The organism is Alteromonas sp. WD8-37 (assembly GCF_055326825.1).
This window is the reverse complement of record NZ_JBUZOV010000014.1, coordinates 1-1,069: the sequence shown is the minus strand read 5'-3', so window position 1 is coordinate 1,069 and position 1,069 is coordinate 1. Positions and strand designations below refer to the sequence as shown.

Genomic DNA, 1,069 nt, shown 5'->3' with positions numbered 1-1,069 from the left:
CCTAACTTTTAGAGGGCGATCACCACTTTGTGTTTCATGACTGGGGTGAAGTCGTAACAAGGTAACCGTAGGGGAACCTGCGGTTGGATCACCTCCTTACCGATAACGTCGTTGACGCTTTTAATGCAGTGTTCACACAGATAGTCTTGTTATAAATATAAAGAACGACCGTTTTACGGGGCTATAGCTCAGCTGGGAGAGCGCCTGATTTGCATTCAGGAGGTCAGCAGTTCGATCCTGCTTAGCTCCACCAGTTTTTGCCATTTGATTTAGTTAAAGTCAGATTGCTAAAAAGGTTATAGCGAAGCGATTTGGTCTGAGTGCGCGCCGACTTGAAGAGTGAGGAAGGAGCATACATAAAGTATGTGACTGACAAACGATGAGACCAAGGTGCTCAATCAGGGCAAAGCGAAAAGCTAGAACAGGCTTGTAGCTCAGCTGGTTAGAGCGCACCCCTGATAAGGGTGAGGTCGGCAGTTCAAGTCTGCCCAAGCCTACCATTTCTTCCTTGTGCTGCGTTATTCGAACGTCGCGTATTGATAATACGCTTCCTTATCGAATGCCTTGCCCAAGAAAGAAATACACGAAAACGACCTGGTCGGCACGGATTCAAATCCTAATGAATATTTACTCTTGTGAGTAAGCATTGATTAGGGTTTTTTACCCTAAAGTGAGATGATTCGTCATTTTGCGAAATGTTCTTTAACAATTTGGAAAGCTGATATTAGTAATCAATCAAAATTGAGTAACTGAGAATATCGAAAGGTGTTCTCTCAAAGCTACTCTACTTGACTTGAATTGCTTGTTATCGATTTGATTGATAACAAGGATATTCACGATTAGCTTGTCATGCATACAACATTACCAAAGCCCGAAGTCAAAAGGCGGGCAGGTCAGGTTGTTATACTTATCTTAATAAGTGGTAACGGCCGATGATTTGGTTTTTGTGCAAGCGGACTGACGAGTGAGGAAAGGCGCATACATTGAGTATGTAACTGACTGAACGAGGAAAAACGCGCCGCACAGGAAGCAAAGCAGAAGGCTGTTTTGGGTTGTATGGTTAAGTGAC

General features: G+C 43.6%; 2 tRNA genes and 1 rRNA gene. All 3 read left to right on the top strand.

Annotation, left to right across the window (positions count from 1 at the left end):
- Positions 1-99 (top strand): 16S ribosomal RNA (locus tag ACTUJZ_RS15915); the annotation flags it as partial.
- Between the two features lie 78 nt (positions 100-177).
- A tRNA-Ala gene (locus ACTUJZ_RS15910) sits at positions 178-253 on the top strand.
- A gap of 170 nt (positions 254-423) precedes the next feature.
- A tRNA-Ile gene (locus ACTUJZ_RS15905) sits at positions 424-500 on the top strand.
- Positions 501-1,069: the final 569 nt, after the last annotated feature.